This is a genomic window from Neptuniibacter sp. QD34_54, from assembly GCF_047778055.1.
In the GTDB taxonomy this organism is placed as follows: Bacteria; Pseudomonadota; Gammaproteobacteria; order Pseudomonadales; family Balneatricaceae; genus Neptuniibacter.
The window spans coordinates 3,685,384-3,697,785 of the sequence record NZ_CP180546.1; the positions used below are offsets into that span (position 1 = coordinate 3,685,384).

8 protein-coding genes are annotated in these 12,402 nt (G+C 46.4%); 5 read left to right on the top strand and 3 right to left on the bottom strand.

What is annotated here, in order from left to right; all coding sequences use genetic code 11:
- Positions 1-72 precede the first annotated feature (72 nt).
- Positions 73-1,245, bottom strand: a complete 1,173-nt coding sequence (locus ACMXYP_RS17000; RefSeq protein WP_415882820.1) for an alginate export family protein — start codon at positions 1,243-1,245, stop codon at positions 73-75.
- 351 nt (positions 1,246-1,596) lie between these two features.
- Here ACMXYP_RS17000 and ACMXYP_RS17005 point away from each other — a divergent pair, with 351 nt between their 5' ends.
- From ACMXYP_RS17005 to ACMXYP_RS17015, 3 genes are read left to right on the top strand one after another with little or no spacing between them, the layout of a single operon-like run.
- Positions 1,597-2,256 (top strand): hypothetical protein, encoded by a 660-nt coding sequence (locus tag ACMXYP_RS17005; RefSeq protein ID WP_415882821.1) that lies wholly within the window; start codon positions 1,597-1,599, stop codon positions 2,254-2,256.
- 17 nt (positions 2,257-2,273) lie between these two features.
- Positions 2,274-4,625: a putative bifunctional diguanylate cyclase/phosphodiesterase gene (locus tag ACMXYP_RS17010; protein WP_415882822.1), complete on the top strand. Its 2,352-nt coding sequence runs from the start codon at positions 2,274-2,276 to the stop codon at positions 4,623-4,625.
- Positions 4,618-5,844, top strand: a complete 1,227-nt coding sequence (locus ACMXYP_RS17015) for a hypothetical protein (RefSeq protein ID WP_415882823.1) — start codon at positions 4,618-4,620, stop codon at positions 5,842-5,844. The genes ACMXYP_RS17010 and ACMXYP_RS17015 overlap by 8 nt, the downstream gene beginning before the upstream one ends.
- 6 nt (positions 5,845-5,850) lie before the next feature.
- On the opposite strand, the gene ACMXYP_RS17020 is transcribed toward ACMXYP_RS17015, so the two are convergent.
- Positions 5,851-7,215, bottom strand: a complete 1,365-nt coding sequence (locus ACMXYP_RS17020) for a sigma-54-dependent transcriptional regulator (RefSeq protein ID WP_415882824.1) — start codon at positions 7,213-7,215, stop codon at positions 5,851-5,853.
- Between the two features lie 19 nt (positions 7,216-7,234).
- Positions 7,235-9,502: an ATP-binding protein gene (locus tag ACMXYP_RS17025; RefSeq protein WP_415882825.1), complete on the bottom strand. Its 2,268-nt coding sequence runs from the start codon at positions 9,500-9,502 to the stop codon at positions 7,235-7,237.
- A gap of 228 nt (positions 9,503-9,730) precedes the next feature.
- On the opposite strand from ACMXYP_RS17025, the gene pyk reads away from it, so the two are divergent.
- Together pyk and ACMXYP_RS17035 are read left to right on the top strand one after the other, a co-directional pair.
- Complete coding sequence (gene pyk, locus ACMXYP_RS17030) at positions 9,731-11,167, top strand: pyruvate kinase (RefSeq protein ID WP_415882826.1); 1,437 nt, start codon at positions 9,731-9,733, stop codon at positions 11,165-11,167.
- Positions 11,168-11,398: 231 nt separating this feature from the next.
- Positions 11,399-12,376, top strand: a complete 978-nt coding sequence (locus ACMXYP_RS17035; RefSeq protein WP_415882827.1) for an efflux RND transporter periplasmic adaptor subunit — start codon at positions 11,399-11,401, stop codon at positions 12,374-12,376.
- The last annotated feature ends 26 nt before the right edge of the window (positions 12,377-12,402 follow it).

The following is a 12,402-nucleotide window of genomic DNA, read 5'->3' on the forward strand; positions in this document are numbered from 1 at the left end:
TTATTAATAGAACGAGAGGGGATCGCTCTATCATATGGCACCCGTCACTACTCGGGTAGCTGATACACCGCTTTAAAAATTTGCTGTAGCTGTTAACCACAGTTTGCTCTTATCCGCGCCAGTATCACCTGCGTCATAGTCAGCATACTTCAGGCTTAAACCGTAGTTTTTGCCAAACTTTTTGGCCGCAACAAAACCCCATTCCGAGCCTAAATCAGCGCCCGTTTCTTCAACTTCATAGTCGTGATAAACCGCAAGCAATTTAACACCTGCCAACTTAGTGCCCACGCTGATATAAATATCTTCAATGCCATCTGCAGGTGTTGCTAAAAACTGGTCAACCCAACCCTGAAATTTATGCTTAGTGGCTAATGGTGTATTGAATCCTACACCACCATCAGAGCCAAGAACTTCATAACCTAGCTTGGTTGTCACACCAGAGAACGCCACACCACCCTCTAATAGATAGTAGTCAGGATCAGTCGAGCCGTTATCCTGTGTAGCGTACTCAGCTGTGTATAGAAGCTTGGTATCACCTGCATCTTGAGAACCACTAAAACGAACGCCGTAAGTATCTAGGTCATAACCACCAACTTTATCTTCCTCAAAGTTGTAGTAGTAACCGGTTAAAACGCCAAATGGCAGACCTTTGTATTTTACGTTGAACAAGTGTGTCTTGTGCTTGCTGTCCGAACCCGTAATACCATGGACATCATTGATATAAGCGTAGAACACCTCCGTATCAGCCAGAGAGCTGTTCTTAACCGATAGCGAATCGTAAGTCTGCTCATTCTGACGGAAACCTACACCACCAACAAAGCGTTGGTTGTCTAAAAGGATACGCTGGCGACCAACCTTTACAGTGGTATCAGACAAACCTGTAAATGCTAAATACGCTTGGTTTACTTCTGTGCCTTCAGGGTCAACGATTTTTGTTTTCGTTCCCATGCCGTTAACGCCATCGTTGTATTCGACATCGTCCAGTTCAGTTACGTCATCTACTTCAACCAATGCAGATACAGATTTGAATTCATCTGTTTTAAAGGTTAATCGAGACTTTAACGTCAAAGCATTCGCATCTTCAGCGGCAGAATCGTCTTCAACGTCTTCATAACGTAGACGGAAGCTAACGGAGGTTTCACCGTTCTGAAACGCTTCAGCAATAGACTCAGCGGCATAAGCTGATGGGGTCGATATAGCTGCGATAGCCGTGGCTAACAACAACTTAGAGGGTAGTTGATTCATTGTTTACTCCTAACTCACAAAAGATTGCTAGTACTGGAGCAACGCCTATGCCAACAGGCGTATTTTTAAGAAAATCAGCTCAGCAAACATTAAAAATGCATAAATTGCACATTTTTGAATCAGCTAAAGCAACGCCTGCTTTTCTGCGGTGCAGCAAAACAGATTAAGTCAACACCGAGTTAGTGCAGACTCGTCCAGAATTAATCCGATATTTTGAAAGGGTATCTACTACAAAATTATTACAACCTTACCCACAAGACATATTTTGAATATTTGATCATTAATTAATGAACCTATTTTTCTCGAATAGGTCACTCTTAAGGAAACGGAACCCTTCTTTGGAGAATAGCCTTGTATATACGCGCATTCGTAGCAAGCTTTACGATCTTATTGACCTCTCAAACTAAGGCTGCAACATTGGATGTTACTGTTCTAAACCCCGATAAATCAGGGGTAAATTCCATCGTCCTCTATGCTGAACCTATAGACCAGCCAGCTCCTAAGATAGAACGTCAGAAAATCGAGATCACACAAAAAGATCGCGCATTTGCGCCGCACATTACGGTGATGCAACGCCAAGATGAGGTACAGTTCAGTAATAAAGATGACTTTACCCACCATATCTACTCGATCTCCGGCCCAAACCGTTTTTCCTTTAAACTGAAATCAGGCGAATCCAAGGCCCTAGAGACGTTTGAGCCCGATTCATCCACTGAGACAGTCGCTATGGGCTGTAACATCCATGATTGGATGAGCGGCTTTATACTTATCGTCGATACGCCTTATTTTGCCAAAACCACTAAAACTGGCTCAGTTTCGTTCGATTTTCATCACTTGGGCAAATATCGCCTAACCTTATGGCATCCGCAGTTAAAAGCGGAAAACAATCGATTAACCCAGATAGTGGATATTAGCCAAGACCAAAAACTGACCTGGCAATTGAGCGAAACCTTCTACGAAGTGAAGCCAAAGGCTGACGAAGAAGACTTCGAATTCCTGGATGAATACTAGTTATTGGATGACTAACCATGGGCAGTTTAAAAACCAAAATATTTATATTCTTTGTCGCCTTATTAATGGTGGTTCAAGCAGCATCTTTGTGGATGGTCTACGACGCCAACAATAAACAAGGGGACGTTCAGATCCAATCGCGGCTCAATGCCGCTGTCTCCGTTTTTGACACCCTTTATCAGCAACGAAACTACTATCTCCAAGCCTTCGCCGAAACAGCTGCAAAGGACTTCGGTTTGAAAGAGGTCTTCGGCGCTGACCAACGTAGTTTTCTGATTGCATTGAATAACCACCGCAAGCGCATTGATGCCGATATAGCAATCGCTGTAGACCAAAAGTTCTCGATTATCGGTCAGCTTATTCGCCGCAATCCAAATGAAAAAATCCGTTTAGGCCCCGAACAAGGCCAACCGTTCCCTTCGCCACAATGGTTTGGCGTAGATGGCACGTTTACCAAACTGTACCAGCAAGAAAACGAGTTATACCAACTCAGTTTTGCTCCATTAAAAAGTGGGCAACAAGTCGTCGGCTGGATCGGCTATGGCTATCAGATTAATACCACCCTGGCACAAAACTTTGCCGATATTACTGGGCTGAGTATCGAATTCATGTTGCAGCAGGAAGATAGCCAATGGCGCGCTATTGCTGCTGCGATCCCGACAAGCCATCCTCAAGCACCGAGCCAGCAAGGCTTAGCAGTTATTGAAAATCGGGTACCAGGCCACCTTTTCGCAACCCAGATTGAAGTGGGCATGGTCAGCAAGAGTCCTCTGCAAGTAACGATCTTTGGCTCTCGCTCTAACCTACTGGAAACCCTACAAGAGAACTGGTGGCACCTACTAGCACTTGAAGGCGGTATGGTGACAATCACCATGCTGGCAGCCTATCTCCTCGCTGGCAGTATTACCCAACCGGTTAGAAAACTGGTACGCCAAGCTCAATATATTGCGCGAGGAAACTATGACAGCAGTGTAGATATCAGTGAAAAGAACGAGATGGGGCAGCTTGCAAAAGAGTTTAATCAGATGCAACAAGCGGTCTTGGTACGAGAGCAAAAGATCAGCCACCAGCTAAAGCATAACAGCCTGACCAATCTCCCAAACCGTTTCTCCCTACTCGAAACTTTAGACACCCTGCTGCAGCAAAAAGACACTTTCTTTAGCCTTCTCCATCTGGATATTCGTCGCACACGCACCGTCAACGACACGCTTGGCTACCAGATTGGCGATATGATGATTAAAGAAGTAGGTAAACGCCTGTTGAAGCTCAACGGTGCCAGCCAAACCTTCCATTTAGACGGTGACGAATTCGCCATGTTGATCGAGTGCTCGACACTGAGCGAGCTGGTGCAATGGCAGCAAAAGATTGAGCAAGTGATGGATGACCCTCTGTGTGGTGAAGACACCCTACTCCACTTACAGCTACAGGTTGGCTTTGCCCGTGTGCCTGAAGATGCCGATGATCCACAAACTCTTCTGCAAAAAGCTGATACAGCGCTTAGCCATGGTAAGAAAGCACAGCAGAGCTTCCAGCAATATCTCCCAGAAATGGATGCCGATGCCAACCGCCGCTTAAGCTTAGTAAATGACCTTAAGGTTGCTATAGCTGAAGACCAGTTATGTTTGTTCTATCAACCTAAGCTCGATCTAAAAACCGGAAAAATCCATCAACTGGAAGCATTAGTTCGCTGGCAGCACCCGATTCAGGGCATGATCCCACCCGATTCCTTTATCTCTATCGCTGAGCAAACAGGCCAGATCGATGCCCTCAGCAATTGGGTAATGAATGAAGCCGCTCGACAATATCAAGCTTGGGCAGAAATAGGGCTACATCTGTCTATCGCGGTGAACATCTCTGCGGAAAACCTAAAAAACCAACAGCTGATCAATACCCTCAAAGGGATTTGGAAAACACATCAACTGCCGCAAAACTCACTTTCCCTGGAAGTAACGGAAAGTGCCGTCGTAAGTGACCCAGAGAGCGCAATTAAAATGCTCTGCGAAATAAAAGGTCAAGGGATCAAACTGTCGATTGATGACTACGGTACAGGTTACTCATCACTAGCTCAGCTGAAACAGATGCCGGTTTCCGAGCTAAAAATCGACCGTTCATTTGTCGATAAAGTTCACATGAGCAGCGACGACCAGATCATTGTTAGATCCACCATCCGTATGGCCCATGATATGGGGCTAACGGTTGTCGCGGAAGGAATCGAAGATCAAGAAACTCTGACATGGTTAGAACAACATGACTGTGATTTAGCACAGGGCTATTTCATCAGCCGACCTCAACCCGCAAGCGAACTAAGTAGTTGGCTGCTAGAATCGGAGTACAACCCGTCTTCGATCACAAAGGTTTTACATGGATAGTCGCTGGTTTGCAGCATTGACGCTTTTATCTCTGCCTGTACATGCAATTGATGTAGATTTGAAAGGACTCGTTGATATCCGAGCTAGCCACTCTTCCGGTGAACAGAGCTATGTCAGTGGTCAATTCGGCAAGCTCCAAAACTCGCCCGGCGGCGATCTATCTCTAGGGCAGCTAGGCCTGAACTTAAAACTAGGTTTGAGTGACCAACTCAGTTTTGTTGTCGTAGGGAACAGCTTTGTCGATGATGAGAAAAGCGAAGTTGGGCTGACGGAGGTTTTCCTTAAATATTCAGGCCTTCCCAGTGATATAGGTGTTAGACACAGCGCCCGCGTCGGTACCTTTTACCCACCTATATCATTAGAGAACAGAGCCACTGTTTGGTCACCCGCTAATACACTGACTCCTTCAACGATGAACAGTTGGATTGGTGAGGAGGTGCGCACCACCGGCATAGAGTACACGGCAGAGTGGTTGGGAAAGTTTAGAGAGGTCAATTACGATCTAAAGCTCAACACAGGTTTATTTGGTTTTAACGATACCGCTGGTGCGATGCTGTCTTGGCATGGCTGGACGCTTAGCAGTCGCCAATCCGTTATCGGCGAAGGTCTCCCTGTGCCACAAACCCCTGCGCAAACGACTCTGCTTACAGATCAAGCAAAAGAATCTGACCCTTTTCATGAAGGCGATGACCGCCTTGGTTACTTTTTAAATGCCGAGTATAAGCTGAAAAAGAAACTACTCCTGCAAGCCGGTTATTACGACAACAATGCCACCCCCTATATGCTTGAGGATGGGCAATATGGTTGGGAAACCCGATTTGCCTACACGGGTTTCCGCTGGCAGATCGATAAACAGTGGAGCCTGATGGGCCAGGTGATGCAGGGCTCAACCCTGATGCAATCACCGCAAAAAGTCAATGTGGTCGATAATGATTACCGTAGCGCCTATCTAACCTTAAGCTGGCGTAACGGTCCTCATCGACTATCAACACGCCTAGAAGAGTTTTCGGTTACAGATCTAGATCAGACGGTTGGCGACAACAATGATGAGTACGGCAAAGCCTTTACCCTTAGCTACCGTTACCGTCTTAACCGCCAATGGTTTCTGTTGAATGAGTTCAATTGGATAAATAGCACCCGAGCCGCGAGAGCATACAACCAAGATGATTCGAAGCAGCTAGAACGCCAGATTCAGGTAGCGCTCCGTTACTATTTTTAAGTCCAATTATTTAAAATCTTTCTTATCCAACCCGTACTTCTTCATTTTGTCGTAAAGAGTTTTTCGCGGTAAACCAAGGCTAGTTAATGTCTCTTTGATGGAGCCAGCGCAACGTGCAAGCTCAGCCTGAATCAACATGCTTTCAAACTGCTCGACCTTATCCGGCAGGCTCATATTGTTGTAGCCATCATTGTCGGTGATCGGTTTATTCTCAAAGTCGAATGTACAACTTTCACCCAAAAGCACATAGCGCTCGGCCAGATTGCGAAGTTCGCGGACATTGCCCGGCCAATCGTGGGTCATCAAACTGTGCATACGTTCAGCCGATAACAGCGGCACCTCTCGGCCATATTGCGAAGAAGCAATCAATGAGAAGTGCTGGAACAACAAGCCTATATCTTCACGTCGCTCACGTAGCGGCGGGATATCCACTCGCACAACATTCAGACGATAATAGAGATCTTCTCGGAAATTTCCCTGTTCGGCAGCCTCACGTAGATCTACCTTAGTTGCTGCAATCACGCGAAGATCGAGCGGAATGACTTCGTTAGCGCCAAGGCGTTCAATTGCCCGCTCTTCCAAGACTCGCAGTAACTTAATCTGCAAGGTCATCGGCATGCTTTCGATCTCATCTAAAAACAGCGTACCGCCATTAGCATGCTCAAACTTACCGATACGACGTGCTTTAGCATCGGTAAACGCGCCCTTTTCGTGACCAAAGAGTTCAGATTCGATCAGATTTTCGGGTACAGCACCGCAGTTAATCGCGACAAAATTCTGATCGCGACGATGACTATGTTCATGGATGTAACGGGCCATCAGGTCTTTACCTGTACCAGTTTCACCCAAGATCAAAATATCAGCCGGGGTATCAGCAATTGCATGCACTAAACCACGTACTTGGGCGATCATGGAGGTATTACCGATAATACGTGGGCCCGGAGCGCTCTGAGCTTCCAACTCTAATTTGAGACGGCGGTTTTCAATAACCAGATTGCGCTTCTCTATCGCTCGGCGCACCACGTCTAACATCAAATCAGAGGAAAAAGGTTTTTCGATAAAGTCGTAGGCACCATCCCGCATAGCCCCCACCGCCATAGTAATATCACCATGACCGGTAATCAGGATCACCGGTAAAGTGGCATCGAGATTAACCACCTGCTTCATCAACTCAAGGCCATCCATACCCGGCAGATTGATATCGGTAATTAAAATCCCTGGCCAATCGTCCTGGATAATGGTGAAAGCTTGCTCAGCCGTTTCAACGGCTGTCACTTCATAGCCCGCTAATTCAAGGGCCTGTCCAGCCGCTAACCGAATATGTTCTTCATCATCCACTAAAAGAATGGGCAATAACCTATTCTCACTCATGCGGCTTTCCATTTCTTAATCAACCAATCGTGTTATTAAGGTTATCAGGCTGATCGGCTTTAGGTAAGCAAATACGGAACACCGCTCCACCCTGAGCATGATTGGAGACAGCCAATTCCCCACCCATACTTTCAATAATACGGTGAGAGATCGACAAACCCAGCCCTAAACCCTGACCCGCTTTTTTAGTGGTGTAGAAGGGCTCGAATACACGATTCAACTCCTGCGACGGTATACCCGGGCCGAAGTCTCGCACATTAAGGCTGATCTGCTTATTTTGTTCCGACAAGCTGATATCCACAACTGGTTTGGTCTGATTTTCCATCGCTTGCAGAGCATTACTGATCAGATTGACCAACACCTGCTCCAAACGCACGGTGTCGCCGAGCACATAGATCCGTTCAAGACCAGAGGGCCAATTTACCTCTGCATCCGCCTTGCTTAAACGGCCATACATGATCGACATCGCGCCATCATGCACATTTTTAAGACAGACCGGCTCCACGCCACCTGTTGTTTTGCGCGAGAACTCTTTCAGCGGATGAATGATCTTCGCCATTCGCTCGGTCAGGCCACTAATTTCGCTGAGGTTCTTCTCTACCGGTTCAGTTTTACCTAATTCCATAAAGGCTTTGGCATTATCCGCATAAGTACGGATGGCCGTTAACGGCTGATTCAACTCGTGGTTGATACCCGCAGACATCTGACCAAGCACAGCCAACTTTGCCGTTTGAATCAGCTCATTTTGGGTATTCTCGTGCTTGGCGACTTCGTCACGAAGTTTAAGGTTGGCATTGGTAAGATCTTCGGTACGTGCTGCAACCCTATGCTCTAGCAACTCTCGCGCACGTTTTAACTCTTCTTCGTACTGCTTGCGCTGAGTAATATCGTGAATGGTGACGATAAAGCGTTTCACCACGCCATAATCCATATGACCGATAATCAATTCAATTGGGAACTCAGAACCATCTTTGCGCAATCCTAGCGCCTCTGTATACAACTCCTGCTGTCGGTCACTATCTGGCGCCGTTAAATGCTGCCAACAGAGCGCACGATCGTTCTGGGAGAGGAATTTACTAAAATATTTACTCCTCACCTCCTGTTCGTCATAACCAAACAGTTTTTCAGCCATCAAGTTCAGGCTTTCAATCCGTCCCTGATCATCCAACGTGATTAGACCCGCTTGCGTGTTATCAATGATGGCACGTACACGCTGCTCGCTCGCTTCCAAAGCTTGGGTTTCTTTCAGCTTAAAACGTGCGCGCTCTCGAGTAATACGCTGTCGTGTCAGTAACACTAACACCAACAAGATTAACGCGAGAAAGATAAAACCTGCGGTCAAAGCGGTATAGAACATCCGCACTTTAACCGCCTTAGTACTGGCTAAGACAACTACAGTTAAACCGCTATCGGGTAGTTCTCTACTTTGCAGAAGAAATTCACGTGGCCGGATGCCATCGAGGGCTTGATTTTTTATTCGCTTACCGTCCACCAGCGTAATCAAAGTCGCACCATTTTCCTGTGGTGCACGCGAAATAATCTCGAGGGCCGTTAAAGTATGATCACCATAGCGCAGACTCTCAGAAATGCGTTGGATATCAGCTTTGCTCAGTGGGTGTAGGGTTCTGAATTTCCAATCTTCTCGGGTTGAGATAAAGATAACACCATCTTCATCGGTCACTAGAATGTCTAGATCAGGATCGGTCCAATCTGATTCAATTTCGTTTAAATCAATTTTTACAACCACAACCCCAATGATCTGGCTGCGCAGATAAACAGGGTATGAGAAATAATAACCTCGTCGGTTAGATACTGAACCCAAGGCGAAATAGCGGCCAGGTTTGCCTTTAATCGCATCTTGAAAGTAGGGACGATAAGCGTAATTTTTCCCCATAAAAGAGTACGCTTCCGCCCAGTTACTCGAGGCAATAGCCGTCCCATCCTTGTCCATCAGATAGACATCAGTCGCATTAATCGAATTATTTACTGATTCTAAATAGACACTGGCCTGGCCTGAAAGGAACGAATCTTCAGGCTTGGCTAAAGCTTCAACCAATGTGGAGTGTGATGACAGTAGCGCAGGCAGGTCTTTATATCGATCCAACTTCTGCTGCAGGCTCAACAGGTAACGATTGAGATCGGCACCGGAGCGCTGTTGCAGGGTTTGATAGCCTTGAGATTGACTTAGAAATGTAATTTGCCCAACCACCAAAAGGAATGCAAAAGCCAATACGACAAAGAAAAGCAGCCGATACTGACGCCAGCGAAGTGATTGAGTCTGTGGCATAAAACCTAGCCTGTCTGTGTAAAAAGGGCTTTTATTAACGTAACTGCAAAAGAAATACTTAATTTCGTTAACATAGTCGCTCTATACTAAGGTATATATTCTTGAACACCAAACATGGTATTAAGGATTAAGGGGCGTGTCTCTAAAGCCCTATTCGGCTTTAGAGGCAGACTCCTAAATACATAACTATATTATTTGCGTAATCTGAAGAAGGGACTAATTACTCTTATGCTGAAACGAACCAAAATTGTAGCAACCTTGGGTCCATCCACCGATGAACCTGGTGTTTTGGAAGATATTTTAAGAAACGGCGTAAACACTGTACGTCTAAATTTCTCCCACGGCAGCGCGGATGACCACCGCCGTCGTGCCAGTGAGGTCCGTAAAGCAGCACGTAAACTGGGTTTATCTATCGCAATTTTAGGTGACCTACAGGGTCCTAAAATTCGTATCGCACGATTTAAAGACACTAAGATTCAACTAGAAACAGGCGATACTTTTTTTCTAGATTCAGAACTCGGTAATGAAGATGGCGACCAAACCCAAGTCGGTATCGATTACAAAGCCTTGCCAGAAGATAGCCAAGCAGGCGATATTCTATTACTCGATGATGGCCGTGTTCAGTTGAAAGTCACTGCGGTTAACGGCTCTCGTATCGAAACTGAAGTGATCATTGGTGGCCCGCTTTCTAACAACAAAGGCATCAACCGTCAAGGTGGCGGCCTATCAGCTGCCGCTCTGACCGAGAAAGACCGTCGCGATATTAAAGTCGCTGGTGATATCGATATGGATTATATCGCGGTCTCTTTCCCTCGTAGCGCCGCTGATCTACAAGAAGCACGCGAACTACTAGATCACGCTGGAAGCCGTGCCGAGATTATCGCCAAGGTAGAACGTGCCGAAACTGTAGCTAGCAACGAAGCGCTGGATGAAATTATCTTAGCCTGCGATGGGATTATGGTAGCTCGTGGCGACCTAGGCGTAGAGATTGGCGATGCCGAGCTAATTGGCGTGCAGAAACACCTGATCAAGCGCTCTCGTGAACTCAATCGTTTTGTAATCACTGCAACACAGATGATGGAAACCATGATCGAAAACTCTATGCCGACCCGTGCTGAAGTCTTCGACGTTGCTAATGCGATTTTAGATGGTACAGATGCGGTGATGTTATCTGCTGAAACAGCGGCGGGTAAGCACCCTGTGGAAGTGGTTAAGTCGATGACTTCTATCTGCCAAGGTGCTGAGAAACATCAGTTGTCTCGTCCTGCTCCAACCAACATCACGCAAAAGCTGGAACGTTTCGATGAAACAATTGCACGTTCAGCAATGTATACGGCGAATAACTTGTTAGGTGTTAAAGCAATCATCTGCTTAACCGAGTCGGGCTCCACTCCGCTGTGGATGTCACGTATACGTTCAGGCTTACCTATTTTCGCAGTAACCCGTAATGAGCGTACGATGCGCCGTACAGCACTTTACCGTGGTGTTGAGCCGATCTTCTTCGATGCAACGCAGATCGAAAAAGAGAAGCTAAACGAAGAGATTCTGGCGGGCCTTAAAGCTCGTAACCTTTTAGAAACTGGCGATCTTGTTATCCTCACCCGCGGGGCATCCCTAGGTGAAGATGGCGGCACCAACTCTATGCAGGTTTTAGCGGTTCAATAAGCCATGATGAGGGGAAGCATTTGCTTCCCCTCAAACATTTTGAATGTAAAAAAGTGTATATACAGTTGCAGTTACCCAGCAATTGATTTTAATTTATCAGTTGCACACTTTTTGAGTGAGAGTAACTGTCACATGTTCCCCACCCCACTGCGGACTTTATCTAGAAACAAGGCTGCTTCAGCCCTGTTAACTATTCTATTTTTAATCCCGACGCTGGCGCATGCCAAAACGATGCCCGTTCGTGTTGAAACCGCCATAGCAGAGCCTTTTGAAGAGACGCTAACACTGCATGGTACGTTGAAAGCCGAGCTATCGGCGAATCTATCCTTAGCCGCTGAAGGAATCGTTAAAAACCTAAGTGTCGATATTGGCAGTCAGGTCAAAAAAGATGATCTGATTCTGAACCTCGATGATGAAATTACCCGCCAGAACTTACTCAAATCCAAAGCGCAGACAACTTCCGCTCAAACGCAGCTAAATGAAGCTTATCGTCAGTTGAAAGAGGGTGAGCTTCTGCGCAAGAAAAAGCACATTGCACAAAATGCGTTGATCTCACTGCGTGTAGCGCGTGATGTCGCTCGATCAGATCTTGCCGCTGCCCAAGCCGAACAAGAACGTTTCCAACATGAACTGGGTCAACATCAACTACTCGCACCTTTTGCTGGCATCATCACCGCTAAGCAAACCGAGAAAGGAGAATGGTTAAGCAGCGGTAATCAAGCTGTGACTCTGGTCTCTTTAGACAAAATTCTATTGGATGTGCAGATCCCGCAAGCCTATTTCGGCCGCATGCAGGAGATCACGACCATCACCATCTATCCCGATACGGCCCCGAATACCGCTATTGAAGGCTTGGTCAAAACAGTAGTGCCAGTAGGCTCGCAGCAGAGCAGAACATTCCTGACCCGCTTTAAACCCATTCAAGCGAACCCTCTATTATTACCGGGCACATCGGCCAAGCTGGAATTGAACTTTTCCAAAGAGCAAAACGTAGTGATGGTGTCACGCGATGCCATTTTGCATCACGCCGATGACGGTAACAGCGTATTTATCGTGGTGGAAGGCAAAGCTGAACGCAGGCCGGTGGAATTGGGCAAGATCAAAGGCGATAAGATCCAGATCATTAATGGGATCAGTGCTGACGAGCAGGTTGTTATTCGCGGTAACGAGCTATTACGTGAAGGTGCAGAAGTTACTCTGCAACCTTAAGGATTTAACAAGATTCTAAAGAGGAA

Coding starts and splice junctions, on each gene's coding strand:
- ACMXYP_RS17015 (WP_415882823.1), top strand. CDS start 4,618: ATGGATAGTCGCTGGTTTGCAGCATTGACGCTTTTATCTCTGCCTGTA.
- ACMXYP_RS17000 (WP_415882820.1), bottom strand. CDS start 1,245: ATGAATCAACTACCCTCTAAGTTGTTGTTAGCCACGGCTATCGCAGCT.
- ACMXYP_RS17020 (WP_415882824.1), bottom strand. CDS start 7,215: ATGAGTGAGAATAGGTTATTGCCCATTCTTTTAGTGGATGATGAAGAA.
- pyk (WP_415882826.1), top strand. CDS start 9,731: ATGCTGAAACGAACCAAAATTGTAGCAACCTTGGGTCCATCCACCGAT.
- ACMXYP_RS17010 (WP_415882822.1), top strand. CDS start 2,274: ATGGGCAGTTTAAAAACCAAAATATTTATATTCTTTGTCGCCTTATTA.
- ACMXYP_RS17025 (WP_415882825.1), bottom strand. CDS start 9,502: ATGCCACAGACTCAATCACTTCGCTGGCGTCAGTATCGGCTGCTTTTC.
- ACMXYP_RS17035 (WP_415882827.1), top strand. CDS start 11,399: ATGCCCGTTCGTGTTGAAACCGCCATAGCAGAGCCTTTTGAAGAGACG.